The 25,164-nt window shown below is 48.1% G+C and carries 22 protein-coding genes; 11 read left to right on the top strand and 11 right to left on the bottom strand.

The window, feature by feature from the left end:
* Together G459_RS0107125 and G459_RS0107120 are read right to left on the bottom strand one after the other, a co-directional pair.
* Positions 1 to 241 (bottom strand): IS110 family transposase (locus G459_RS0107125; protein WP_026967026.1); only part of this gene is annotated, 241 nt, incomplete at its 3' end.
* A gap of 74 nt (positions 242 to 315) precedes the next feature.
* The gene (locus tag G459_RS0107120; RefSeq protein WP_026967025.1) at positions 316 to 1,116 is read right to left on the bottom strand and encodes a hypothetical protein; all 801 of its coding nucleotides are present in this window, start codon (positions 1,114 to 1,116) and stop codon (positions 316 to 318) included.
* Between the two features lie 79 nt (positions 1,117 to 1,195).
* Here G459_RS0107120 and G459_RS0107115 point away from each other — a divergent pair, with 79 nt between their 5' ends.
* The gene (locus G459_RS0107115) at positions 1,196 to 2,068 is read left to right on the top strand and encodes an SDR family oxidoreductase (protein WP_026967024.1); all 873 of its coding nucleotides are present in this window, start codon (positions 1,196 to 1,198) and stop codon (positions 2,066 to 2,068) included.
* 57 nt (positions 2,069 to 2,125) lie between these two features.
* Here G459_RS0107115 and G459_RS0107110 read toward each other — a convergent pair whose 3' ends face one another.
* Entirely contained in the window at positions 2,126 to 3,169 is a 1,044-nt protein-coding gene (locus tag G459_RS0107110; RefSeq protein WP_026967023.1) for a PAS domain-containing protein, read from the bottom strand.
* Positions 3,170 to 3,250: 81 nt separating this feature from the next.
* On the opposite strand from G459_RS0107110, the gene G459_RS0107105 reads away from it, so the two are divergent.
* Positions 3,251 to 3,862, top strand: coding sequence for a hydrolase (locus tag G459_RS0107105; RefSeq protein WP_026967022.1), 612 nt, complete (start codon positions 3,251 to 3,253; stop codon positions 3,860 to 3,862).
* 38 nt (positions 3,863 to 3,900) lie between these two features.
* On the opposite strand, the gene G459_RS0107100 is transcribed toward G459_RS0107105, so the two are convergent.
* Positions 3,901 to 4,392 (bottom strand): DUF4494 domain-containing protein, encoded by a 492-nt coding sequence (locus G459_RS0107100; RefSeq protein ID WP_026967021.1) that lies wholly within the window; start codon positions 4,390 to 4,392, stop codon positions 3,901 to 3,903.
* A 197-nt stretch (positions 4,393 to 4,589) separates the two neighbouring features.
* Between G459_RS0107100 and G459_RS0107090 the strand changes: the two genes are divergently transcribed.
* Positions 4,590 to 6,845, top strand: a complete 2,256-nt coding sequence (locus G459_RS0107090) for a patatin-like phospholipase family protein (RefSeq protein ID WP_026967020.1) — start codon at positions 4,590 to 4,592, stop codon at positions 6,843 to 6,845.
* A 26-nt stretch (positions 6,846 to 6,871) separates the two neighbouring features.
* Here the strand turns inward: G459_RS0107090 and G459_RS0107085 are convergent, their stop codons facing one another.
* Positions 6,872 to 7,351: an Mpo1 family 2-hydroxy fatty acid dioxygenase gene (locus tag G459_RS0107085; RefSeq protein WP_026967019.1), complete on the bottom strand. Its 480-nt coding sequence runs from the start codon at positions 7,349 to 7,351 to the stop codon at positions 6,872 to 6,874.
* 75 nt (positions 7,352 to 7,426) lie between these two features.
* On the opposite strand from G459_RS0107085, the gene G459_RS0107080 reads away from it, so the two are divergent.
* The 3 genes from G459_RS0107080 to G459_RS0107070 are packed head-to-tail and all read left to right on the top strand — an operon-like array spanning position 7,427 to position 10,663.
* Complete coding sequence (locus G459_RS0107080) at positions 7,427 to 8,554, top strand: NAD(P)/FAD-dependent oxidoreductase (RefSeq protein WP_026967018.1); 1,128 nt, start codon at positions 7,427 to 7,429, stop codon at positions 8,552 to 8,554.
* 49 nt (positions 8,555 to 8,603) lie between these two features.
* A complete protein-coding gene (gene nhaC / locus G459_RS0107075; protein WP_026967017.1) occupies positions 8,604 to 10,061 on the top strand; it encodes a Na+/H+ antiporter NhaC in 1,458 nt (485 codons plus the stop codon).
* Complete coding sequence (locus G459_RS0107070; RefSeq protein ID WP_026967016.1) at positions 10,058 to 10,663, top strand: 3'-5' exonuclease; 606 nt, start codon at positions 10,058 to 10,060, stop codon at positions 10,661 to 10,663. The genes nhaC and G459_RS0107070 overlap by 4 nt, the downstream gene beginning before the upstream one ends.
* Here the strand turns inward: G459_RS0107070 and G459_RS0107065 are convergent.
* Positions 10,650 to 11,276, bottom strand: a complete 627-nt coding sequence (locus G459_RS0107065; protein ID WP_026967015.1) for an IMPACT family protein — start codon at positions 11,274 to 11,276, stop codon at positions 10,650 to 10,652. The genes G459_RS0107070 and G459_RS0107065 overlap by 14 nt on opposite strands.
* Before the next feature lie 113 nt (positions 11,277 to 11,389).
* On the opposite strand from G459_RS0107065, the gene G459_RS0107060 reads away from it, so the two are divergent.
* From G459_RS0107060 to G459_RS0107050, 3 genes are read left to right on the top strand one after another with little or no spacing between them, the layout of a single operon-like run.
* Positions 11,390 to 11,800, top strand: coding sequence for a sugar 3,4-ketoisomerase (locus G459_RS0107060; RefSeq protein WP_169725010.1), 411 nt, complete (start codon positions 11,390 to 11,392; stop codon positions 11,798 to 11,800).
* The gene (locus tag G459_RS0107055) at positions 11,775 to 12,701 is read left to right on the top strand and encodes a hypothetical protein (RefSeq protein ID WP_051315111.1); all 927 of its coding nucleotides are present in this window, start codon (positions 11,775 to 11,777) and stop codon (positions 12,699 to 12,701) included. The genes G459_RS0107060 and G459_RS0107055 overlap by 26 nt, the downstream gene beginning before the upstream one ends.
* On the top strand, positions 12,698 to 13,654 hold the full coding sequence (locus G459_RS0107050) for a glycosyltransferase family A protein (protein ID WP_026967012.1): 957 nt from the start codon (positions 12,698 to 12,700) through the stop codon (positions 13,652 to 13,654). Before G459_RS0107055 ends, G459_RS0107050 begins: the two co-directional genes overlap by 4 nt.
* Here the strand turns inward: G459_RS0107050 and G459_RS0107045 are convergent, their stop codons facing one another.
* Genes G459_RS0107045 through G459_RS0107025 form a run of 5 tightly spaced genes read right to left on the bottom strand, consistent with a single transcriptional unit; the run spans position 13,655 to position 20,808 of the window.
* Positions 13,655 to 14,926, bottom strand: a complete 1,272-nt coding sequence (locus G459_RS0107045) for a M16 family metallopeptidase (RefSeq protein ID WP_026967011.1) — start codon at positions 14,924 to 14,926, stop codon at positions 13,655 to 13,657.
* Complete coding sequence (porV, locus tag G459_RS0107040; RefSeq protein WP_026967010.1) at positions 14,926 to 16,146, bottom strand: type IX secretion system outer membrane channel protein PorV; 1,221 nt, start codon at positions 16,144 to 16,146, stop codon at positions 14,926 to 14,928. Before porV ends, G459_RS0107045 begins: the two co-directional genes overlap by 1 nt.
* Positions 16,143 to 19,388: a type IX secretion system sortase PorU gene (porU, locus tag G459_RS0107035; RefSeq protein ID WP_026967009.1), complete on the bottom strand. Its 3,246-nt coding sequence runs from the start codon at positions 19,386 to 19,388 to the stop codon at positions 16,143 to 16,145. Before porU ends, porV begins: the two co-directional genes overlap by 4 nt.
* A complete protein-coding gene (gene pssA / locus G459_RS0107030) occupies positions 19,385 to 20,080 on the bottom strand; it encodes a CDP-diacylglycerol--serine O-phosphatidyltransferase (protein WP_026967008.1) in 696 nt (231 codons plus the stop codon). Before pssA ends, porU begins: the two co-directional genes overlap by 4 nt.
* Positions 20,077 to 20,808 carry an MBL fold metallo-hydrolase gene (locus G459_RS0107025; RefSeq protein ID WP_342664320.1) on the bottom strand — a complete coding sequence of 244 codons (732 nt, stop codon included), beginning with the start codon at positions 20,806 to 20,808 and terminating at the stop codon, positions 20,077 to 20,079. Before G459_RS0107025 ends, pssA begins: the two co-directional genes overlap by 4 nt.
* Here G459_RS0107025 and G459_RS0107020 point away from each other — a divergent pair.
* Together G459_RS0107020 and G459_RS0107015 are read left to right on the top strand one after the other, a co-directional pair.
* Positions 20,786 to 21,832 (top strand): NAD(P)/FAD-dependent oxidoreductase, encoded by a 1,047-nt coding sequence (locus tag G459_RS0107020; RefSeq protein WP_026967006.1) that lies wholly within the window; start codon positions 20,786 to 20,788, stop codon positions 21,830 to 21,832. The two genes, G459_RS0107025 and G459_RS0107020, sit on opposite strands and share 23 nt — an antisense overlap.
* A 21-nt stretch (positions 21,833 to 21,853) precedes the next feature.
* A complete protein-coding gene (locus G459_RS0107015) occupies positions 21,854 to 25,153 on the top strand; it encodes a biopolymer transporter Tol (protein WP_026967005.1) in 3,300 nt (1,099 codons plus the stop codon).
* The last annotated feature ends 11 nt before the right edge of the window (positions 25,154 to 25,164 follow it).

Below are 25,164 nucleotides of genomic sequence, written 5' to 3'. Positions count from 1 at the left end.
AATATCCTTCCAGAACATAATACACAGGTTTCCAATAAACGCCTGTGCTTTCCATAGCAACATGGGTTACTCCTTGGTTTTGAAGCCAACCGATCAGCTTCTCCAGATCCTGGGTATGGGTGGCAAAGGTTAACGTCTGCTCTGGCAGATCTTTTCCTGAAACGGTGGCAACTACCGTGTCGCGATGAACATCAAGGCCGCAGCCTCGTTCAATGAGTTGGGGAAATTCTATCATGTCCATATCGTAAATAAGTTGTGGTAACTCCTTTTACGACTTTCATGGCTGTGGGTGAATTTCCCTAATTCATATAAGTTTTATGGATTTAGCTGAAGGCTTCTTCCGTCGGGCAAAGTCGAGATTACAACGGGATTGCAAGTCTCAGTGGGCTCGAAACTCACCCGGTAATCCACACTGCTGGTAGCGGTTCTTGAAACGATCCAGGATTCTTTCCCTTTTTGTGGCAGCTCCCAGCTAGCACTGTAGCATTGGAAGGGTTGTTCTCTGGCTTCGGTGATCACCAGCGAAAAATTCCTCCCGGCAGGATTTCGACCTGTGATCTGGCCTCTCGTGGTCAGTGAGACGGGAGCGAGATCTAGCCGCGACATAACGTAGGAAAGCTCTCCCTCAGCAACGAAGGTGAGGCCCTGGCCTGTCTTGATCGTCAGGCTTTCAAAGCTTTCCTGGTTCTCAGTAGGAGAAAGCCTGATAAACATCCTCGTTCCCGTGAACTCGGAACCTTTGAATGCGTAGTTGTCATAGGTAAGCGACCAGTTGGCGTTCACTGAATCTGCGAGTGTGAAGTCAAGGATGATTTTTCCGGTTCGGGGACCTGGGTTTTCCTGTTCGCATTCCTGTGGAGCCGAATAATCCAGTTCGATGATCTTCGTGTCCGGATTTTGGATGATCGTCGGACATCCCGGCAATTCGGCGGATACTATCGTCAAATAATCCTCGTAGGTGAGATTACCCAGGTATGAGCTTTCGCCGAAGGCTTCCGAAAAACCGAAAAACTGTTCGGCCTCTTGCACCAAATCTGTGTTGATCTCTTTGCCGACGTCTTCGGAACAGGCGGCCAAGAGGAGTGAAGTTGAAAGAAGAATTAAGTATTTTTTCATGGTAATGGCATCTATTGCGCTTCCTTTCAATTACCGCGCCTGATTGCTAACTTGGTCGACAACGAAACTATTCAAAGCGATGAAATTTAACGAAGGCATGCTCCGTGAGGGATCTCTCGAAGGCAAAAATATTCTGGTGACGGGTGGCGGCACTGGCCTTGGTCGGTCGATGGGTGAGTATTTTTTGAAACTGGGAGCGAATTTGGTGATTTCATCCCGAAAGCTGGACGTCTTGACCGAGACTGCCAAGGAGATGATGGGCAAAAACGGAGGCACGGTCGTACCGGTGAGTTGCGATGTGCGTGATATCGAGCAGGTGGAGGCGATGTGGGATAAAGCCAAATCGGAGTTGGGTCAAATCCACGCGGTCGTCAACAATGCGGCGGGCAATTTCATCAGTCCTACCGAAAGACTTTCCACCAATGCCTTCAACACGGTCTTGGATATCGTCTTGAAGGGAACCTCGCAGGTCACATTGACAGCGGGCAAAGATTGGATCGCTCAAAAACAGGACGGTATATTTTTGAACATCGTGACTACTTATGCTTGGACGGGGTCGGGGTATGTGGTGCCCTCGGCAGCTGCAAAAGCGGGAGTTTTGGCGATGACTCGATCCCTTGCCGTGGAGTGGGCTAAGTACGGCATCCGATCCAATGCCATTGCGCCGGGACCATTTCCTACCGAGGGAGCCTGGAGCCGCTTACTGCCGGGAGAGTTGGTAAAAAAGTTTGATCCGGCTAAGAAAGTGCCGATTGGCAGAGTAGGTGAGCATCAGGAGTTAGCTAATCTTGCTGCCTATTTGGTGTCGGATTTTTCAGCCTATGTAAATGGTGAAGTGATCACAATCGATGGTGGCGAATGGCTCAAGGGCGCTGGAGAGTTTAATAATCTAGACCAAATACCTCAAGAAATGTGGGATATGATGGAGGCGTCCCGAGGAAAAAAGCTTTAAGCCCCGGTCTGGTTTGGGGCTACTTGAAAGCAAAATGGAAAATCAGAAACTTGTAGTCTAGGAATTAATTTCCCGCTCCCAAGATTGGTTTTGGCTGACCGATTCTTTGATACTTTTTTTCAAAGACTGATCGAGACTTTTCGATTCTTTTTTGAGAATATCCAGGAGTTTTCTGGATTCCGGGGTTTGGGTTTCCGTGTCAAGGATTTCTAGGATTCCTAGGATGTTGGCGACTCTTGCCCGGAGCGAATGCGACTGTTGAAACGCCAAGTCCCGGAGAAAATAGTGATGCTCTCTCATCCATATCTCCTGTTTCTTTTTTTCGGTGATGTCGATGATCATCCCTTGAATCTTTTTTGGGTGGCCGTCCGAGTCCCACTTGGTAGTCTTTCCAAAACCAATCACCCAAGTGACTTGACCGCCTTTGGCTACAATTCTGAATTCCTTGCGGAAGGGAAGGTTCCCCGTGGATTTGAAGTGCTGCGAGATTTCTCTGACGATCTCGGGATAGTCTTCCGAATGGATGTGCTGCTGCCAAGAAATGGATTTCAAATGCTGAAGTTCCTCGATTCGGTAGCCAAGAAGTTGAGCCAAACCACTACTGATAGAGTCTGTCTTATCATCGATGTCAAACTCCCAAAAGCCCAGCAGCTTGTTCTCGAGAAGGACGTTAATCAGTTCGCTGTCTCCGGTCGACCCTTCGATAAATTCTCCCAAGCCAAGATTGTACGGATGGAGCGGCTCGACGGGATGACCGAGACCTAAGCAAGTGCCAAAGTCACCGGTAATGAAGAAGAATTCCCATTTAGTCAAGATAGTGGTACCCTCCGGATGGTTGATTTTTTGTAGATCAACCATGAAGGACTGGTGTCTGCTTTTCCAGGCTTTGACTCGTTGGTTTTCGAATTTTGCCCAATCGGTAGCCAAGAAACAGTCTTCAAATTGCAAGGGTTTTTCCTTGTTGTCAAAAAACGACGGTACAGGACCAATACCCGAATCGGAGGAGATCACCGTTCCGGATTTATCCAGCGTGATTTGAAGGAAATACTCCGAAATAATGGCGAGTTTGCCCAATACTTGTATGGAATCCCAATCTTGCATATTCAAAAGTAGTTGAAAATAGGTTGATTTGGGTTTGTAAGGCAATAAAATTTATACAAAATACATAAAAGTATATAAAAAATGGAAAATAGCTCACTTCTTCTACACCGCTCGGTTTTCGGTAGTTCTGCTAATTCAGGAAACGTGATGACGGAATCGGAGGCGAAACGTCTATTGGATGACTGGGTGAAAAATGAAAAACTCAAAGTCCACATGAAGCAGGTCGGGCATTTGATGAGGGTTTTTTCGCAGTCAAAGGAGTATGGTAACGAAGTGAGCCACAGATGGTATCTGGCGGGGCTCCTTCATGACGCCGACTGGGATCAGTGGCCGGACCAGCATTGCAAAAAGATCATCGGCGAGTTGGAAGACCGGGCTATTGATCCTGAGATAATCCGTGCGATCGCCTCCCACGGACCTAGATTTTTTGGCGTGGAGCCGGTGTCGGAGATGGATAAAATGCTGTATGCCTTTGACGAGCTGAGCGGATTTGTCCACGCCTATTCGCTGATGAGGCCTGAGGGATATGCGGGGATGGAGGTGAAAGGCGTGAAAAAACGGTTGAAGGATAAGACTTTTGCCGCCCAGGTGAGTCGCGAAGATATCCAAGATGCCAGTGAGCGGGCAGGAATCGCTGTGGACGAGCTGATTCAGTTTGTGATCGATCACCAAGCTTCCGCAGATCTTGGGTAAAAAGAGAAAGGCCGCAAATTTTTGCGGCCTTTCTCTTTTTATAGCTCTTCTTCCTGATTGACAGGTCGAAAATTGCCCGGAGGAAGCTGTTCTGCCACTTCATCTTTTTCAAAAGGGAATACCTCGACAATCGAACTCTCGGTGATATCAGGCACCCGGAAGCTGACCAGCATATTGCTGAGGCTTTCCTGAATTCGGTCATAAGCCTGACGTACGTCTTCAGCGGTCACAATCATGTACTGGGTGACTTTTTTCTCCTTGCCATTCTCACCGTCCGCGACCAGATAAGAGATCTTGCACTTGTGCCACAGATCGGCGTCTTCGTAGAAGAAGACGTCCACAATGTTACTTTTGCTAATGCCGGTCACCTGAAAATCGCCGCGGATCTGAGAACCCAGGCGGTCGTATAGAATCGCCTCGGCTTCGGTAAACGACACTGCATCTACCAGATATTGCTCGGAAATGCTTTTAAGCAAGCCTTCCTCATTTTCTTTCGCGTACTTGACTTTGCACAGAAACCAGGTTCTCATCTTTTTGACTTTTAGGGATTCGAAGGTACTTTTTCTATTCTAAAGCTGCGAATAGTTTGATCAGATATCTTTCCTTTGAGGAGTAGAGGGTAAATCAACTGGCTGAAAATCAGTTTGGAAAGTTTGGGAATGCCGACTGTCCAGATCTTCAAAGAGTAATTATCAAAAAGGGCTATCTTGGGCGCAACAATACACCCATGCGCGAGAGAATACTATACAGCTTCCCAGTTCAGCTTTTCCTGCTTCATCTTCGGAAAAACCTGACTTTGGTGCTCGTATGGGTGCTCTTGCTGGGAGTGATTCTGGAGCAATTCGGCGTTGTCTTGGGGATCCCATTTCTGTTTTTGGATCCGGAGTACCTGCATCAGGTTTCATGGCTGAGTTTCTTTTTGATTGGGATCGGGATGGGCATCCTTACTATGGCATTCCACATGACGACCTATATCATGGACGGGCGGCAATTCAAGTTTTTGGCCGTGGTGCCGAAGCCGTTTATCCATTTTTGTATCAACAATTCGATCATTCCTCTGATTTTTTACCTGATCTACAGCATCAAATTCGTCGTCTTTCAACTGGACAATGACCTTGCTTCAAACTGGGAAGTACTAAAGTTTTACCTCGGGTTCTCCCTTGGGGGAGTCGTCAGCTACAGTTTGATCTTTGGGTATTTTGCACTGACCAACAAGGATTTTTTCATCATTTTCGCAGGGACGCTGGACAAAAGACTGCGAAAAGTGCGGTTCACCCGCGTCAATGTGGTGAGGCAGTACAAGGAACTCAAGGTCCTCAACGATCAGGTAAACAGCTATCTGAATCTGCGCTTAAAATTCGTCAACGTCCGGCCTGATATCTCAAGATTTGAGCCCATCAAGCTCCTTCGTGTCTTTGATCAAAATCACCTGAATCTTTTTCTGATTCAAATCTTCCTGATCCTTCTAGTTCTGTTTTTGGGCTTTTTCAAGGAAAAAGAAGTGCTGCAGTTTCCGGCGGCGATGAGTGTGACACTTCTTTTGGCCATCTTGGTGATGCTGGTGGGAGCGATGAGTTTTTGGCTGAGGAGTTGGGCGACTTTGGTGGTCTTCCTGATGCTATATTCCATCAATTACCTCTCAAATTTTTCCTTTCTCAATCGGCCACACGAAGCCTACGGGATCAATTATGGAATCGCTCCTGCATCCTACACGCTGGCGAGGCTGGATTCTCTCACGCACCCCGATACGCTCAGGAAGGATAAAGAAAACACGCTCAAGATTCTGGAAAGCTGGAAATCCAAATTCCCCAATGATTCGCTTCCCAAGTTGGTCATCGTGGCCGCGAGCGGTGGCGGCCAGCGTGCGGCGCTCTGGACACTCCATGTGCTGCAGACGATTCATGATGTTACGGGAGGGGAACTGACAAAACATACCGAACTGTACACCGGTGCGTCCGGAGGGGTGATAGGCCAGGCTTTCTTCAGGGAAATATATCTGAGATCGCTCTCTGATTCGACTGTGAACCCGAATGATCCCAAGTTTTTAGCACAGATTTCCGCCGACAATCTCAACCCGATCTTGTTCACGTTGCTGGTCAACGACCTGCTCATTCGGAATCAGCGCTTTGAGTACCGCGGATATAGCCATCTGAAAGATCGGGGATACGCCTTCGAAAATCAGCTGAACATCAATACCGAGAAAATCCTAGATAAACCCCTTTCGGCCTATCGAGAACCCGAAGCAGAGGGAAAGATCGCCTTGCTGCCGGTGACGGCTCTGGTGACCAACGATGGCCGGAAATTGGTGATTGCACCGCAGTCCATGTCCTACCTCGGCAGCTCAGTAATGGGTAAATCCGGCCTGAATGAGAAGAAACAATCCATTGATTTTCTCCGCTTTTACGCTGCTCATGATGCGGAAAATCTCCGATTTCTAAGCGCTCTGAGGATGAGTGCCACCTTTCCCTTCATCACTCCCAATGTAGAGCTGCCGTCGGATCCTGTTATGGAAACCATGGATACCGGCCTCTCTGACAATTTCGGGATTCAGGATGCACTGAGGTTTTTGTATGTTTTCCAGGATTGGATTGCAAAAAATACGAGTGGAGTCGTCCTAGTTTCTATCCGGGATTCTGAGAAATCAGCCGAAATCCCCCATACGGAACCGCCGCGGATCTTCGAAAAAGTATTTACTCCGCTAAAAAATATCTACATCAACTGGGACAATGTGCAGACGATTCAAAACGAAGTCCTGTTTAACTACATGGATGAGTCGATGCCCTTTGCCATGGAAAGAATCGAGTTTGAATACGCCCCGGAGCAAGTTCAGATTGAGCAACTAACAGGCTCGCAAGAGACCATGAAGCGGGCGTCACTCAACTGGCGATTGACTGCCAAGGAGAAGAGGTCTATCCTGAACAGCATTGGTTCTTTCAAAAATCAACAGGCAATCGAGCGAGTCCAAACGCTTTTTCCCCAATAGAAAACGTCCAGAACAATCTACTCAGATTAATAGGGGACGCCCATTTTTTTATAGATAAAGTGCATCAGCCAGGCCGGGCCGATCATCAGAAACTGGATGTCTTTGAAAAATGAAGGCTTTTTCCCCTCTATTTTATGTCCCACAAACTGGACTATCCAGGCGATCACAAAGATGCCGAGGCTGATTGCCCAGAGTTTGCCAGGGAAAGCCAGATTGAGGAAATTGGCCAGTGCCAGGCAAAATACAGAAAAGAAGAGCATCCCCAAAGTCAACGGCGCCGAGAGCGAGAGATAGTAGATTAACACGAGTGCCAGGCTTACGGTGGCCCAATTGGCAAAGCTTCCCATAAAAGGCAAAGCGTCCGGCAGAAACCCGGTGGGAATGCTGAAAATCAGGCCAATTACGCTGAAAAAGATCGCCGGTACGCAAAACCAGTGAATCAACTTATTGGTGTCATTACGGTGACTTTCACCGTATTCATCCAGGAGCAAATCAATTTTTCTCATCGTTTTTGGGTTCAATTGCGGTAGCTTCGATTCAAATTAGATAACTCATTTCAAATTTTAAACGATACCCGGACAATGTTCAGTTATTGGGAGAAAAAAAACTTTTTCAGGTATGATCTTATCGTGATCGGTTCGGGCTTTACCGGCCTATCGACAGCGGTACATTATAAGCGAAAACATCCCAAAGCGAGCGTTTTGATCCTGGAAAAAGGCGTCCTTCCAACGGGTGCAAGCACCAAAAATGCCGGATTTGCCTGTTTTGGAAGTTTGACTGAGATCTTGGATGATTTTTGGAAGATGACGCCCGAGGAGGTTTTTAGCTTGGTTGAAAGACGGTACAAAGGTCTTTGCCAGATTCGTGAAAACTTTGGCGATGCGAGGCTCCAATACAAGGCTAATCACGGGTTTGAACTTTTGGAAGCTGAAAATGTCGCTGCAGCAGATCAAATGGATGAGGTCAACAAAATGCTGAAGAAGATCTTCAAAAAGGATGTTTTTTCGATTGTGAAAAAACCAGGAAAATTCGGTTTTTCTGATCGGGTCAAATTGGTCGTCGAAAATCAATTTGAAGGCGAGTTGGATCCCGGAGCTTATCTGGGAGCACTCTGGGAAAAAGCATCTGAACTGGGTGTGAAGATTTTGACGGGGGTGAGTGTGGTCGAGGTTCAAAAAGACGACGGGCTAATCATTGCAGAAAATATGGCGAAGGACCGCATTTTCGAGTTTTCCGGGGATAAGGTTGCCATTTGCACCAATGCATTTTCAAAGAAACTATGGCCAGAGTCTGATGTGGAGCCGGGTCGGGGCTTGGTCTTGCTCAGCAAGCCTATAGCTGGTAAAATCCCCTGGAAAGGCTCTTTTCACCTAGACAAAGGATATGTTTATTTCAGAAAAATCGATGGACGCCTGCTGCTCGGTGGAGCGCGAAATAAGGATTTTGAAAAAGAAAAAACGGTCGAATTCGAGACCAATCCCAAGATCAAATCTTACCTGCAGCAGCTGGCAAGAGAAGTCATCCTTCCCAACCAAGAAATCGAATGGGAAATGGAGTGGACCGGTATCATGGCCTTTGGTTCGAAGAAAAGCCCATTGATTCAGCCGATTGGGGAAAAGACCGCAGTGGCGGTTCGATTGGGAGGCATGGGAGTAGCGCTCGGATGGCAGGTCGGGAAGGAGCTTTCTCAGCTGCTTTCAAAGATGTAATTGATTTTTTTACTTAGATTCAAGCCCACCAAACCGTCGGATTTACTGAATGAAAGGCCTGCCAAAAGCTCCCCGTATCCTTGATGCACTGATTCCCATACTATTCTTAATAGGCCTTCTGATTATCAATATTCAGATTTTTGGTACTGACAGCTTGTCGGGTTCTAACCAGATCGTGCTGATTCTTTCTGCGACAGTGGCTGCATCTATCGCAGTCTTTCGATTAGGGATAAGCTGGGAAGCGCTCCAGGATGGGATTGTCAAAAGTATCAGCTCCGCAATGGGCGCGATCTTGATTTTGTTTTTGATCGGGGCGTTGGCAGGTACCTGGCTTTTGAGTGGAATCGTGCCGGCCATGATCTATTACGGCCTAGAGGTGTTGAGCCCCGAAATCTTTCTCGTGGCGGCGTGCTTCATCAGCGCGGTGGTTTCTGTCGCTACAGGAAGCAGTTGGACGACCGTTGCGACGGTAGGCGTCGCGCTACTGGGGATCGGCAAAGCGCTTGGGTTTGAAGAGGGAATCATCGCCGGGGCGATCATTTCGGGTGCCTATTTCGGAGATAAAATGTCACCGCTGAGCGATACTACGAATTTGGCTCCCGCCATGGCAGGTACCGATCTTTTCACCCATATCAAATACATGGCAAAGACGACCACGCCGACCATGATCATCACCCTGATTTTGTTTGCCATCATCGGTTTGAATTATGAAACCGCGGGTAGCGTGGATGACGTCAAGGCGATTTCCGAGGCGATTTCAACAAGATTCAATATCAGTGGCTGGCTGTTTATCGTCCCGCTGGTTGTGCTTATTATGATCTTGAACAAAGTGCCGGCGGTTCCAGCTTTGCTCGCCGGAGCGTTGTTGGGTGGGGTTTTTGCCTTGATTTTCCAACCCGAGATCGTCACCTATATTGCTAATGATTCTGGTTCCTATTCCTATCTTGGGTTTAAGGCTGTGATGATGTCACTCTATGGGCAGATTGCCATTGTGACAGACAATGACATTGTCAATGACCTCCTCACGACACGGGGAATGGGCGGAATGCTGAACACGATCTGGCTGATTATCTGCGCGATGGTGTTTGGGGGAATCATGGAAGAAAGTGGCATGCTCAGCGTGCTGGCCGAAGCGGTAATCCGGAAAGTTCATTCCGTAGGTTCGCTGATAGCGTCCACTGCGGCGACTTGCGTGTTTTTTAACTTCACGACATCCGATCAGTATTTAGCGATCCTAGTGCCGGGTCGAATGTACGCGGATGTGTACCGGAAGCGCGGCTTGAAACCCGAAAATCTCAGCCGGACGCTGGAAGATTCTGCCACGGTCACTTCCGTACTCGTGCCCTGGAATACCTGCGGAGCGACTCAGGCATCCGTGTTGGGAGTCGCGACTTTGACCTATGCGCCGTATTGTTTTTTTAATATTATCAGTCCGTTTATGACCATTTTATACGGTTATTTGAAGATCGGAATTCACTATTATGAGCCGGAAGAAGAGTTAGTATGATTCCATTGAGTATTACCAAAGAAGAAGTAAATGAGCTGCCTTTAGGCCAGTTTGAGGGTGAGATATTCCTGATTGATCATCCTGAGCAAGTGGATGAAGCAGTGGAGTTTTTGGCGGGTCAGCGGATCATCGGCTTTGATACGGAGACGAAGCCGTCCTTTAGAAAGGGGGAGTTCAATCACGTGTCGCTCTTGCAGCTTTCAACCTCCACGCAGGCATTTCTATTCAGATTGAACAAGATCGGTTTCCCAGAATCGCTCCGCAATCTCATGGAAAAGGAGAATGTCGTGAAGATCGGTGCTGCTGTCCATGACGATCTCAAGGGCTTGGGGAAACTGACGGATAGCTTTTATCCGCTTTCCTTTTTTGATCTGAATGATGAGTTGAAAAAGGTAGGTTTTCTGAACGTGGGTGTGAGAAATCTCAGTGGGATGGTGCTGAAGATCCGGATTTCCAAGTCTGAGCAAGTGTCTAACTGGGAATCCGAAATTCTGACCGAGAAGCAGCAGCGCTATGCCGCTACTGATGCTTGGGCTTGCTTGAAAATCTTCAATTTGCTGCGGGAAGGGGGCTACTTGGATACGCTGTTCAATCGCCAGTAACTACCAAATCCTGGATATCTTTTAATTTCTCCTGAACTTGGGAAGCCAGACCTTCCCTCAGGGAAAGGACCATGCGGCAATCAAGAGTCATCTCCTGTGAGAGAATCTCCAGCTCATAAGCTTTCACCACTTTCATCACCTCGTTCATCGCTGGGTAGGGAAACGTAAGTTTTAGCGTGACCTTCACCCATTCCCTGATGATTTGATTTTCCTCGATGGCTAGCGCAGCGCCCATTTTGTAGGCTTTGATCAGTCCACTGACTCCAAGTTTGGTTCCCCCAAAATACCTGACCACCACGATCAGCACATTGGTGAGTTGATTGGATCTGATTTGGCCCAGGATCGGATCGCCAGCCGAGTGGTTTGGCTCGCCGTCGTCATTGGCTCTGAAATGCGCGCCTTCTCTTCCCAAAACCCATGCAAAACAATGGTGACTTGCGTCAAAGTAGCTCTTTCGGAGCGCCGTCAGTTCGATTTTGATCTCTTCTTCAGATCGTACAGGAAAGGCAAAGCACAGGAATTTGCTCCCCTGCTCTTTGAAGATGCTTTCGCTCTTCGCTGCCAAAGTGAGAAAGGAATCAGTTGAGTCAGGACTGTCAGGGAAATCAGGCATCAGGTATGGGGAAATGCGGATTCGAAAATAGAAAATTAACCGAAGGCTAACGGGCGGTTAACCTGTTTTGTCTTACTTTTAGTCATACAAGCAAAGATTCAAAAGCTGTGAAATTGGAATATCAGACCCCGAGATATATCGAGATTCCGGGCAACATAAATGACAGCGGATCTGTCCATTTTTGGGAAAATCCATTGCTTTTTCCCAAGGGGATTCTCCGTTGTTTCTGGATATCGGGAGTCAAATCGGGAGAGTCACGCGGCAATCATGCGCATTGGGAAGAGTCTCAGGTGATTGTTGCGGTGAGCGGACGACTGGAAATTAGCGTGGATGGTGTGGAAGGAAGCAAGGCGGTTTTCACACTCGAAGGTCCTGGTTCGGGGCTATTTGTTCCGCCGCTGAACTGGGTTTCAATCCGGTTTTCCAGCGATGCGGTGTTGCTTGGGCTTGCGGATCGGGCTTTTTCGGAAAAGGATTTCATCAGAGACAAAGACTATTTTGGAAGCTTACAAGAAGGAAACTGATCTTCATGAGTTGGTGGTCGAATCCTCCGTCGGGGGATCCCATTCCTATTTTTTGAGAAATTGTGAGACGCAGGGTTTTTCCGAACAACTGGATTTCAACTGGGTGAAGAAAGGCAAAACCAAAGCTTCGATCACTTTTGCCATTTCAAGAAAATCCGAGGCGGTCTCGCTTCCTCAGTCGCCATTTGGCGGTGTCAGCTGTGAGGCCAGCCTCTCTTCCGCCGCGATGGAGGCTTTTCTTATCGCTGTTTTAGACGAGTTGAAACACCGGCAAATCGAGACGGTACGGATCATCCAGCCTCCCAAACCCTATGAGACCAATTTTGATTTGATCAATTACCTCCTGTTCAAAAATGGTTTTGTTCAGGATTCTGTTCTGAGTCATCAATTTTTCATCGGGAAGAAAAGGATCAAAAGACTGGTAAAAAAAGAGCAGTCGAAACACCAGACAAAGGCCAAAGAGGCTGGCGTGAAGGTTCACGTCGGGCCAATTCAAAATTTTGGCTTTTTGCAGGAGATCAGAAGCTGGAATCAGGAGAAAGGATACGATGCCCAGTTTGACGACAAAAGGCTGATCGCTCAAGTGTCGGACTATCCTGAGCGATACTTCTTGATCAGCGTGTCAAAGGACGGCTTGGCAATCGCCCATACGCTTGCCGTAAAGCTTCTGCCGGATTCTTTCTATTATTTCCTTTCCGCAATTCGGCCTAAATCCCACCTGAAAAATCTTGGCGAGCTGTGCCTTTTTCAGCTTTTTCAACTGGCGTCGGACCAAAATTCAAATTTCATAGATTTGGGCTCGTCCGATACCGATGCCGGCGCCAATCACAGCTTGATGTTCTTCAAGTCACGCTTTTCGAACGATATCAGCAACAAGATCAACTGGAGTCGGAAGCTATGAGCGAGCGCGTCGCAGCCAAAGTCACCGTGATCTGCATTGCATACAATCACGCCCCTTGGATCGAAGAAGCGCTGGAAAGTGTCCGCGCTCAGGACTATCCCACGGTAGAATTGATCGTAGTGGACAATGGGAGTACCGACGGGACCGAAGCGAAAGTCCGCGCTTGGATTGATCAACACTCCGGGCAGCTACCTATCAAGGCTATTTTTAATGACAAGCCGGAAGCCTATTGTAAGCTTTTTAACCGGGTTCTGGCGGAGGTCGACTGTCCTTTTGTAGTCGATTTTTCTGGGGATGATGTGCTTTATCCGCAGCACCTGTCAGCGTCTATTCGGACGCTGGAAGCGAGTCCGGGTGCAGGCTTTGTCTTTTCCGATGCTCAGATCTTGAATCATCGTGGGGAGATCAAGCCCTTCTACAAGCGAGATAAAGCAGGAGTTTTGGTGGATGAAGCCGACCTGAACAGGATGTACGTCACGTTGATCGCTAGGAGCTACATCTGTTCTCCGACGGTGGTATTCGATGCGGCTGTTCTTCGAAAGGAGGGAGGCTATGATGAATCTCTTTTTTACGAAGATTTTGATATTCAACTCCGGCTGGCGCGAAGCTATCCGGTTGTTTTTTCGGATCATTTCGGAGTGGTCAAGCGGAAGCATGCCGACTCGATGTCTGCGGCGCAATACCGTCCGCGACAATCCAGAATGCTACCGAGTACGGTGACGATCTGCGCAAAGATCCTCCAAATGAATGAAAGCGCGGAAGAAAACGCGGCGCTGGAAGTTCGGATCTGCTATGAGCTGAAGCATGCGCTTTGGTCAGCTAATTTTGGTCCGGCCCGGAAGCTGATAGAGTTGGGAGAACAACTAGGCTTGAGAAGTCTGGAATTTCGGCTGTATAAGGTCTGGGCAAAAGGTGCTTATGATATCTCTTGGCTTTATCTGAAACTGCGGTGATCAGCCGACCACCACTTCGATGTAGCGCGGGCTTGAGAAGTATTTTTCACCAATCCCCAGGATGTCTTCTGGAGTAAATGTCCTCAGGAAGGCCAGCTTTTTCCGGTAAAAATCAAAATCCAAACCGGATTGATGCACTGCCCGAAAGCGATCCATCAAGTCAAATGAGGAACTGAATCTGCTGATCATTTGGCCGATCAGGTAGTTTCTGACGACTTCGAGTTCATCCTGGGAGACTGGTTCTGTTGCGAGAATGTTGATTTCCTTGTAGATCTCTTCGATCACGATTTCCCGATGGGCTTTTTGAACATCTGCTCCGATCACCCAGTAGTTCACGCTTCCGATCTCTGCCAAAGAGGAAAAAATGCCATAGGTGTGACCTTTGTCTTCCCGGATGTTTTTGATCAACCGCGAGCCAAAATAGCCGCCCAAGATCGTGTTGAAAACAGAGAGCGCCAGAAAGTCCGGATGATCTTTGGCGATCGACCAATGTCCGATACGGATGCTGCTTTGCAGCGCTCCGTCGCGGTCCTCCGAGATAGAAAAGGTCGTGGATACAGTCGGAAGTGAGTAGGATCTGTTCTCTTTTTGAAAAGGGAGGTGATTCAATGACTCCTCGATTTGTCCAAGTTCGGCTGAAGTCAGATTGCCGCAAAGGAAGAATTCCGAGTCGACCCAAAGCTGATTTCGGTAATAGTCGAGCAGGGATTTTTGATCAACCTGATCGACATGGGCTTCGGTGATTTCAAGTCCGTAGGGATGGCTTTCACCAAAAAGAGCCTTTCGGAAAAGTCCACTTGCCCGGGAGGCTGATTTTTCGCGCTCCAGTTTGATGGAGAGTTTTCGCTGGGACTTTCTTTTTTCCAGACTTTCCTCCGGAAAAACAGCTTGATCAAAGAGCGAACAAAACACTGGTAGGACTTCGAAAAAGTGTTTTTTAGTAGTGAGCAGACTCAGACCTTCGTGAGAATAAGTGACCATTGGGTGCACCTCGGTCGCATGGAAATCGAAGAATTCGGAGAGCTGCGATTCCGAAAGGTCTTGTGTGCCCTCGGTCAGCATCTGGAGAGTGAAAGAGGGAATGAGCGACTTTTCCGGGACGAGAGTTAACCGTTGACTGCTTCCCAAGACCTCCAGTTTGACGGCGTCCAGACCAGGCGTGGGAATGTAGTATAGCTTTCTGTTTTCGGAAAGGTGTCGTGTCTGCGGGGAAGGCAATTCAAAATCTGCCGGAACGATAAACTCCGGTGCTTTTGATCGGTCAAGATCCATTAATTGCTTGGGATGGTGTAAAGCAAAGAAAAACGAAGTGTCTCTGCGAGCGGGTGATTTTGTACCTGAGGTACGAGATAGGAGAAATCGAACCCGATTTTTTTGATGTCAAGCCCTACGCCCATGGTAAAATATTTGCGGCCACCTTTGCTGGGATTTTCGTAGAAATAGCCGGTGCGGATCGCAAACTTCTCGGCGTAGATGTATTCGACTCCAACCGAAAGTGTAAATTCTTTCATCTCTTCCTCAAATCCTCCGGGAGCGTCAGAAAACGAGCCGAACATCCCGGAGATTAAAGCTCTGTCGGGGTCTTTTCCATTTCCAGGTTCTATTATTAGATTTCCTTCCGAATCAGTGGCAAGCGAACCATCCTCGTTCGTCTTATATTGAGGAGGGGTTGGCACCATCAGCTTATTAACATCAAAGACAAAAGTCAGGGAGTTGTTTGGGTCTAGATTGAGTCGGTAGGCGGTTCCCAATCGGAAATTCGTAGGAATGTAATCTAAGTCTTCAGCGCTGTTGTAGGTGATCTTTGGGCCGATATTGGTGATAGCCAGACCCCAAGACCACGTGCCATCCTTTGCGCCTGCGAAGATTGGTTTTTCGTAATAGAGCCCAATATCCGCTCCAACACTGGTGCCGGCCTTAGCCTCAGATCCGGAGGAAGAGGAGAGGTTACCTGAAAGATTGGAATAGATAAACCTTGCGGAAATGCCCAACCCGAAGTATTGAGAGAGTTTTCTGGAATAAGTACCTCCAATAGCTATGTCTCTAGGATTGAATTCTCCCAGCGGATTGCCAGTGCCATCAGTCAATTGGATGTCGCCCATGTTGAAGTAGCGCATCTCAAAGCCAAAGGCGGAGTTTTCGTCGACTTTTTTGAATCCGGTCAGGTAGCTCAACGACATGTCGTTGACCAGTTTCCCAAGCCAGGGAGAATAGGAAAGCGAAAATCCCAAATCATCCTTGATGAATGCGAGTTTTCCGGAATTCCAAGCGGCGGAATTGGCATCAGGAGAGGTGGCTACTCCGACGTCTCCCATTCCAGAGGCGCGGGAATCTGGCGCAAAATTCAGAAAAGGCACGGCAGTTGTAATCACTCGGCGATTGGGATCCTGGCCAGAAATGATCACACTGTTTTGCGCGAAAGATGAGAAGCCAGCAATTAGGAAGGCAAATAATAAAATGCTCCTGATGCTTTTTTCAGCCTTTTTGTTCATTGAATCACTAGTTTTCCGCTTACCGAATCTGAGTTAAAATCAGACTCTGACTGTAGCGTTAATTTGTAAATATAAGTTCCTTTTGCTGGATATTTCGTTTGGCTTTGCAAAAAAGACCACGACAAATTTCCGATGTTTTTGGGGGCTCTTTGCAAACGAAATGTTTCCTGAAATAGTATTTGACCGGTCAGCGAGTAAACCGTTAAACTGAGTAGTAGGTTTTCTCCCTGTCTGTTATGGGATATTTCAAAGTGAGTTTCGACGGACGCAGGATTTGGATAAACTTTGTGATCGAGTATCTGCAGGATGTCGCTGCCTTTGATTTCTACTTCGAAAGTTCTGATTTGCTCGTTGCCGGCATTGTCCCAAGCAGTGACGGTGATCGTGTTTTTTCCCTCCGTAAATCCCGAAAGAAGGGCGTTGAACAGCCCTTTTTGATAGCCTCCTTCCAAAGCCAAATATTCTTCGTTAAGAATTGTGGGCGGCTGATCGTTGACTTGGATGCTAAGATCCTGACCTGCGATGAATCCGGAGACGTTGATGCCGCTTTCGTCAAACAGCAACCCTTCAATTTGCAGATTTGGAGTGGGAAAGACAAATGGTTCGCCAGTTTGTCCGTTGATCACCAAGTTGATCTCCGGCCCATCTGTGTCGGTTGATTCGTCGGCTTTTGAGCCGCCCATCACGGGTATTTCGCTCCCCATTGCCTGCAGTCCGGAGTTGACGTCCCAGCCTCTTATCCTAAGGTTGCCGTTTCCAAATTCTGGATCGATCCCCTTCGGAATCAGAAAGCTCGCCTCGAGCTTACCGGATTCAATTTTCCCGGTTCCCTTGAAGATCAGCGTCTTTTCCTCACTAAACTCATAAGGATTGCTTTCGTCCCCCAAGGTGCGGACCTGTACGGGCTTGTCGCGCAACTCGATCTGATATTCTCCCTGAAACCCCGACTGAAGCGACTGGGTCAGCGGATCGAGGACTTCTGCTGTGAGACGAATCTGCTGAAAGGCGCTAAGTGTATCGGTTTCGATGCCCGTTTTGCCATCTTCGATTGACGTTACTTTGATTTCAAGATCAGGTAAGGCGAGTGTTAGACTCGGATCACCGAGAAGCGAGAAATTTCGATTCAGGGAGCCGTTGAGACTGTTGTTTTTGGTGGTTTTGAAAATCTCCCCCAGGTCCTGATATCGGCCGTCTTTTTTCTCAAAGACTTCTTCGATAAAAGCCTTGTTCAAAGAGAAGTTGACGCTGCTGAAGACGGGTCGTCCGGTCGTCAAGAGTGCCACTGCGCCTTTTCCTTTGGCAGCAAGAAGTTCCTCCGCGGCGGATCTGATAAAGGGGCTGTCGTGCCGGCCAAATTCGCAGGTGGCACTGACCCAAAGCGCCAATTGTTCCTGCATTGGCCAGTCGGCAAGGTCTTCGACTCTGAAAACTTCCTCTGCAGTCAAGGTGGTTTCGTTGCCATGTCCGATAAAATTCAGGATCAACGTGCCTTCGTCGAGTGTTTTCTGAAGGCTTGATTTTGCCTGAGGAGATTGCTGGTTTTCTCCCGCACTTTCCTGATCAAACCGGTCGAGGTAGAGCTTTTGCTGAAGAAACTCCTGGTGATTTTCTGATAAAAATCCAGCGAGAGACTCGGCATCACGCACATGGATATTGTTGTCGCCGTCGTCTGCCAAAAATGTCACCGTGGAGGATTTTGGCGTGCGGACAGGATGGGTCTCGTAGCGGATGATTTTCTCCACCATCTCATTGGCTTCGTCAAAGTTGATCGCCGGCAGCCTTCCTACGCCGATTTGGAGCAATTCATCGCCTTCTCGCGACTCCTCCCAAAACCCCTGTCCCCAATCTACCAAGCCGAAGTAATCATCCGAACTGAAGGTGGTCAATGGATTGAGACTCTCGCGACTGCTGTATGTGGGGACTAGGTTGGGTCTGCCTCCCAGTTTTCCTTTGTAGTCGAAAGTGCCTTTGCCGAGGATCAGGACGTTTTTCAGGCGTTTTTCGGCGTGGTAGACCGCAGCGATGAAATTGCGGATAGCGGTGATGTCGCGATTTCCATAGCCAAAGGATTCGTAGATCTCCGTCGTCGTGACCACGAGCGTTTCCAGACCGCGGGATCTTTTATGATCCCGAAGTTTATTGGCAGATGACAAGAGGCTCGGGGAGGTGATGATCATCAGATCTGGCGAAGCGGCTAGTATCCTTAGACTAAGAGACACTGGCTTGAATTCCGTGATTTCTTGAGTTTTTTCGTGCGAAAAGACTATCCATTTTTTACCCAAAGCACTTTTTCCCAATGAAGTATTGAATGGAATCGGGTTGAAAAAATCGCTGACTTCCCAGGTTTTGAAGTTCGGAGAGATGGATATTTTCTGATTTTCGGTCGATTCGAAGATGCCCTCCGTCAAAGCCGAATTCGAGAATGGGACTCCGACTATAACGTAATTCAGATATCCCGCAGACTCCGCTCCACTTCCCTGAAAAGTGAAGCGAAGCTGAGCAAGTGAGTTTCCCGGGCTGATCGTCCAGCCGAAGACTTCCTCCCGTCCCTTGACGCCGTAGGTGGAGTTTGGAATCGGGCTGAAGGTAACTTCCCCGAACAACTCATTGCCAGTAAGGACCCGCATCGTGGAGGAGGCGTAGGATTGGGCCATCAGAGCGCCCTGTAAGACCCAGGGATGGTCGGTTGCTGTCTGGAGTCCGAGGTTGATATTGAGACTTTGACCGGATCGGATCGGGTCAGAATACCAGCTTCGGCCGGAGTTGAGGAGGTTGGTTTTGTCCGCGTGGAACCCCGTGAAACTGTACCAGATTTCGTTGGGATCGGCGGTGTCGGGATCGGCTGGTTTTTCGGTGAGTCGGAGCGGAGTTTCTTTTTTCCCGATGAGGAAACTCAGCGAATCCTCAAAAAGATGGGGAGAAAAAGTCAGTCCTTCCGAGGAGTAGAAAGTCATGTTGGGGTTTGGGAGAAAGAAATAGAGGTTGCCGTCGCTTTCTAATGCTGGGATTTCCTGCAAGCTCAGCTGCACGGAATCGAGCTTTTGCGGAAGCATGCCGGGGTAGCCAAAGACGCTGATGTCGGAGAGGCTGGCGAATCCCAGATCAGCGGCTTGACTTGCGGAGACTTTGTACACTCCCTGCTTGCTGACTTTGAATTGGAAAGATTGTGCCGAGGCCTGAGGAATCTCGGAAAGAAAGCCGAAGATCAGCAAAATAGCCCAAGCGGTGACAGCTTTCCTCATTCACTTCCGGTTGCGTTTTCGATCACAGATAGACCAATATACGCTAAAATCACCAGCGGAATACCTGCGAGCTGAAGGCCTGCGAAAACTGCCAAACTCAGCAGAATCAATGCGTATCTGAACCGGTTTTTTGAGAATGAGGTGCTTTTAAATTTTAGCGCGATCATCGGAATCTCTGAGATCAACAGCAATGCGAAAATCCAGGCAATGGCGATCAGGGTCCAAGGGGAAGAAAGCCACTCGCCAATCACCGGCCATTTCAGTCCCAGATACGGGAGTGTGCTGACGAAGAGTGCGTTTGACGGTGTGTTAAGACCGATGAAGCGATCACTCTGTCGGGTGTCGAGATTGAACTTGGCGAGTCGGTAGGCTGACAGCATTGGGACGATCAGCGTCAGATACGGAAGATATGAATCCGGCGGAGTGGCATTCTTTGCCATCATAAATAGAATCAGGCCGGGCAAGACTCCGAAGGAAAGGACGTCAGCAAGCGAATCGAGTTCTTTGCCCATGTCGCTTTGGACCTTGAGCAGTCTCGCTACAAAACCGTCCAGAAAATCAAATCCTGCGGCAATCAATACAAAATAGGCGCCTGCCAGGATTTGTCCCTCCAGCACCCAGATGATCCCGATCACTCCGAAAAGCAGATTCAGGAGGGTCAGCGTATTGGGTATTTGCGACTTGATGTTCAATGGACTGCCCTCTCTCCGACAAAGGGATTGTAAATTTTTTCGAATCCGATCTTGGTTTCCGGTCCATGCCCGGGATAGATGACGGTATCAGCGGGTAGTGTGAACAGCTGGGATTTGATCTTTTCCAGCAGCAAATCGTGATTGCCTCCAGGCAGGTCAGTCCGGCCGATGCTTCCCCGGAAGAGCGTGTCTCCAACGATGCATTGTCCGCTGCCTTTGTGGTAGAAAACCACATGCCCAGGAGCATGCCCCGGCACAAACAACACGCTCAAAGTCTCTTCTCCAACCTTGAATTCCTGTCCCTCTTCCAGGAAATGATCCGCTTCCGTTGGCTCAAAACCTTGAAAGCCATAGTTCGGAGCGTAGACTTCGACGGATTTCAATACCGGGATTTCCATCGCATGAATCCAAAGTGGTATTCCGAATCGTTTCTTAGCCCAGGCGTTTCCCAACACGTGATCGATGTGACAGTGAGTGTTGAGGAGGTGCAATACTTTCAGCCCGTTTGCTGTCACAAAATCTTCCAGTTCTCTCCGCTCGGGCGCCGTGTGGCAGCCCGGATCAATCAAGGCGGCTATGCCTTGATCATCGTAAGCGAGGTAGGTGTTTTCCTGAAAGGGATTGAAGGTGAAGGACTTGATATGAAGCATTGCAAAAGTCTGCGTGATCGCAGCAAAGTAATGAATTATGGCTTTAATTTGGGATATGGAAATTGATTTTTTGATCATTGGACAGGGCTTGGCAGGTACCGCGCTGGCCTATCGGCTGGAGCAGTTGGGGCAAACCTTTTTGCTCTTTGACCAGCCGGAATCCAATCAAAGCAGCCGGGTTGCCGCAGGATTGTACAATCCGGTCACGGGACGAAAGATGGTCAGATCCTGGAAGGCGGAAGAGCTTTTTCCGGAGATTGAGTCGTTTTACAGCGACTTGGAACACCTGACGGGAAGACAGTTTTTGACCCGACAAAAGATATACCGACCCTTCCTGTCCATCGAGGAGCAAAATGAATGGATGGGGCATTCGAGTGATCCGGCGATCGGGATGTTTATCGAGACGATCTTTACAGAGAGCCAATATCCACAGATGCGGGATTCGTTTGGCGGTGTCCTGCTGCGAATGTCCGGCTGGCTCAACATCAACGAGTATTTGGATGGAATGGCGGAATATTTCTCGGATCGGCTGAGGCTGGAGGGTTTCGATGAAACGCTGCTGGAGAATACCTCCGACGGCTGGAAATATGGGACTGTTTTTGCAAAAAACATAGTCTATTGCAACGGGCTGGGAGCGTCAAAAAGTCGATTCTTTAGCTATTTGCCCTTTGCTCCGGTCAAAGGCGAGCTGCTGGAAGTAGCCCAGGATTTTGATCCTGATTTCATCGCTAACCGTGGAGTTTTCCGAGTTCCGTTGAGCAAAGGAATTTATCGCGTAGGCTCGACTTACACTTGGCATGACTTGGAAACTGGGCCGACCGAAACTGCTAAAAGCGAGATTTTGGCAAAGCTCCAAGACCTCGTCCGAGTCCCTGTCACGGAGGTGAAAAGCCATAAAACCGGCATCCGCCCAGCGACAAAAGACCGAAAACCATTTCTGGGCAAACATCCAAGAGAAGATAGCGTTTACATTTTCAATGGTTTTGGAGCCAAAGGTGTTTCGCTCACTCCGTTTTTTAGTAAAATGATGGCAGATTATCTTATAAAGTCTCAGCCAATTAGTGCTGAAGTTAATATAGCTCGGTATTTTAAGTATATTTAAAACCTATCAATTCCGACCCGAATGCGATACACAGTCTTTCGACTTTTGCTCCTTTTTCTTATCCTGGGTAGCTATACCTCTGCTTTGGCACAATTTGACCAAGAGCGATTTGGCAAAAACCGAGTTCAACACAAAGAGATCGAATGGTATTTTTATTCGTCCAACAATTTTGAGGTCTATTACTACGACCGCGGTGGGCCAAACGCAAAGATGGCAATTGACTACCTCGAAGGGGAATTTGACAAGTTGACCCAGATGATCGGCTATGTGGCGTACACCAAGCCAAAGATTTACATCTACAATTCTCCGGAAGAAGCGCTGCAAAGTAACTTGAACCTGAACGTACAGGAATACTCCGAAGACGGTCAGACCAAGTTTACCCGATTGATCGCCGAGGTTTCATACAAAGGAAGGATCGATCAATTCAAAGAGGATATCATCTTCGCTACGTCCAAAGTGATCATCCGGGAGATGCTCTATGGCGCCTCTGTTGCGGATGCGTTTCAGTCCAATCTGATCAATGATTTCCCAGAGTGGTACATCGACGGAGCGGCCCTGTATCTGGCCAGAGGCTGGAGCCGAGAGATGGACGATTTCATGCGAGAGTACATCAAGGAAACCTCCAATCCAAAAATCCTCAACCTGACCGGCATCGAAGCTGGTCTTGTAGGGCAATCGATCTGGAATTACATCTCTGAAAAATACGGACGCCGCTATATCTCCAGCATCCTCAACCTGTCCAGAATCAACCGGAATGAGGAAAACAGCATTGCAAATACGATTGGAGTGAATGCGAAGGCATTTTTTGATGATTGGAAAAGCTACTATCTCAAAGTAAATGAGCCGGTTTACACATCATTCAAAAATGTAAATCCGGAATCGTCTATCGCCAAGACTTCCTCTAGGGTGGATGGTGCAATCAGCGATATCAAGTTTAGTCCTGACGGGCTGATGTTGGGCTACGTGCTGAATAATGCCGGGAAATTTAAGGTCATCGTCCGGGATCTGTCCACTGGTCAGGAGCAGACTGTCTTTCAGGGAGGAGCTAGCTTCGACGAGTTGACTCCGAATCTGTATTCGCCGATCATTGCTTGGAGGGATTCCGCCAATCTGGCGATTGCCTCTTTCAAAAGAGGATTCACGACGCTGCGACTTCGGTCGATCGATGGTTCCAATCAGGACAAGATTTTCCTCAGAAATATTACCCAAATCCTGAGTCTCGATTTTAATGAATCCGGAAAAAACATGGTCCTTTCGGCCATTTCCAATGGCAAAACCGATATCTATACCCTGAACGTGCGAGGCCAAGGCAAGCGGCTCACCAACGATATTTTTGATGATTTGAGTCCTGCGTTTTTGAATGATTCTGTGATAGTCTATTCGACCAATTTCGTCGATTTGCCAGATTCCGTTTTGACGGCGACGCCTGATATCAAAGTTTTACCGAACCAATACAATCTTTTCCGGGTGGACGTCCTGAAGGATACGACCTTTTTTACCAGACTGACCAACTCCAACAGTAAAAACACGCATCCGCGAAAAGTCAACAGCAATACGCTCCTGTATATGAGCGATCTCAGTGGGATTACCAATCTGATGCGATTCAATATCGGCAATCAGGTGTCTAATCAGATCTCGGCATTTGACAAGAGCGTTGAGGTCTTTGACATTACCAGCAGGATGAACAAGATCGCCTATGCGCTGCGCAGCGGGAAAGAATCTCATCTCTATGTGGAGGGCTACAGTGGTGCAGATCAGTTCACGCCGAGTACTCCTAGAATTCAACTGGCTCAGGCAAAAGACTTAAATGAACGTCTGGCAGCCCGTAGGCTTCTAGAGTCAAGGACCAGCGCTGCCCAGAAGACCGAAACTCCCACCGCTGCCCCTCAAACGGAACAGCTACCCAAAGTGGATACCGTTGTGACGAACAAGACCTCTTCGATCAATCTGGATCGATTGCGATTTGAATCCAGAAAGGGAGTCAATACCGAAAATTACACCTTTGATACGCTGCCCCAGACGCAGCCATCGACTAGTACAGCAGCTGGCAAACCGGACCTCAATCGGACCAATCTACTCGAGACTTTCCGGAAGCAATCCATGCAAAAGCGGGTTTCTGGCCCCAAGAGGATGGAACCGCAGTTTTTTACGAATCACATCAACACCAGATTTGTGGTAGACCCGTTGCGCGGATTTGGAATCAATCTCGACGGGAAAATGACGGACATTCTAGATAACCATGTGTTTACCGGAGGGATCATGACTGCGTTGGATTTCAATTCAGGTGGAGATATCTGGTTTGAATACGAGTATCTGAAAAGCCGCATGGATTTCCGGGGGAGATTTGACCGGAAGACCGTTAGGGTTGAACAAAGTGACATTACTTTTCAAAAGTACGTGCTGACCCAGGTAGAAGCCGGCGTTTCGTATCCTTTGAATATCAATTCCAGAATCTACGCGGCTCCTTTCGTTGCCAAATCCCAGTACTTCAACCTTAATCCCGATTCCCTGATTTACGGACAGGTTCCCGAGCAAAACCGATTTGACGTCAACTATCTTGGAGGCAAGGTGGAGTTTGTCTTTGACAAGACTGAGCCTATGGGACTGTATTCGTTTACCGGTTTGAAGGGGAAAATTGGGTTTCAGCATTATCAGGGATTGAATCACGGAGACCGCTCGTTCAGCAATTTCTATCTTGATCTGAGAAACTACCAGAAGATACACAAGAATATTACTCTGGCCTCCAAGCTTTACGTCGGCGGATTTTTCGGCAAAAACCCACAAGATTACCTAGTTGGGGGCATGGACAACTGGCTGTTTAATGAATTTTATAATCCGCCGTCCAACAGACCCGAGCCTTCTCCGATAAGGAATCCAAGTGGTGTCGAAAATTCAAATATTCTCTTTGCCGATTTCGTGGATCTGAGAGGCTATGACTATGACGAGATCCGGGGAAATAAGGTCATCACCTTTACCACCGAGTTGCGGATTCCACTTTTCTCTTATCTGACCCGTGGAAACATCACTTCCAACTTCATTCGCAATTTCCAACTTGTCGGGTTCTACGACGTCGGATCGGCGTGGGATGAGTTTGCACCTTGGGAGCGTGTCAACGACCAAAATACGGAGGTGATTAATACGGAAGGCTCTCCGTTTGTGATCGTATTGAACAACTTCAACAGTCCTTGGCTGCAAAGCTATGGCGCTGGATTACGAACGGTCTTGCTGAACTACTACGTCAAATTTGATATGGCTCGTCCGATTCGAAATTATGAGACGGAAGACCTGAAGTTTTACTTTACTTTGGGTTACAATTTCTAATACACCCCAAT

It is taken from the genome of Algoriphagus terrigena DSM 22685 (assembly GCF_000429445.1).
GTDB lineage: Bacteria > Bacteroidota > Bacteroidia > Cytophagales > Cyclobacteriaceae > Algoriphagus > Algoriphagus terrigena.
Note: the sequence above shows the minus strand (reverse complement) of the source record. Positions and strands in the feature narration are given on the sequence as shown.